The sequence below is a fragment of the Variovorax sp. P4_D9 genome (assembly GCF_056401695.1).
Map to the genome: position 1 here is coordinate 1 of NZ_JBFUIU010001620.1, position 861 is coordinate 861.

Below are 861 nucleotides of genomic sequence, written 5' to 3' on the forward strand. Positions count from 1 at the left end.
GCTAGATGCGTCGGGCCGGGTCGAAATCCAACATCCGCATCGACTCCCCCAGACCCAGCGCCGACTTCGAATAGCCAGCCCAAGCCTCGTTTCCCTTGTCGAGCCGTGTGTGTATATTGCGCACGTTCCAGTGCGCCCCACTCGTCACCTTCGCCAGATCACTCCACGCGATCGGGACCGACACGCCCAGTCCCGGCCGCGCGCGCGCCGACCATGCGGAAGCCGTCGTGGCGCCGAAGCCGTTGCGCAGGTAGTCGATAAAGATCTTGCCCACCCGGTTCTTCGGCCCGCTCTTGGCCACGAACAGTTGGGGGAGCGTGCGCGCCAGGTGCAAGACGATCGCCTGGGAGAAGTCCTTGACGGTGTCCCAGTTGTATAGCCGCTTGACCGGCACCACGACGTGGAGCCCATTGCCTCCGCTGGTCTTCACGAACGAGGCAAGGCCGAGCTGCTCAAGGAAGACCCGCACGAGCTCGGCGCCCTGTTGGATCTGGGCCCATTTCACGCCTTCACCTGGGTCGAGGTCGAAGGTGATGCGGTCCGGCTTCCCGATCGCCGTCTTGACGGCGTTCCAAGTGTGGAACTCGATCACGTTGAGCTGCGCGGACGAGAGCACCCCCTGCGCTGTGGCCACCTCGAGAAGCTGGCCATGGCCAGGGTGCAAGGCCGGGTCGAGCTGGCGCACGCCGGGAATCTCGCCCTTGTCCAGGTGCTTCTGGAAGAACAGTTCGCCCGTGATGCCCTCCGGCGCGCGTACAAGCGACACAGGGCGACTTTTCAGGTGTTCGAGGATTAACGGGCCAACCAGACCGTAAAAGCGCACCAGCTCGATTTTGGTGACGCCGGTTGACGGATCAATCA

At 63.6% G+C, this 861-nt stretch carries 1 protein-coding gene; it reads right to left on the reverse strand.

Annotation, left to right across the window (positions count from 1 at the left end; all coding sequences use genetic code 11):
• Nucleotide 1: 1 nt before the first annotated feature.
• Nucleotides 2–861 (reverse strand): non-homologous end-joining DNA ligase (ligD, locus tag AC1DY5_RS57320; RefSeq protein ID WP_478122988.1); only part of this gene is annotated, 860 nt, incomplete at its 5' end.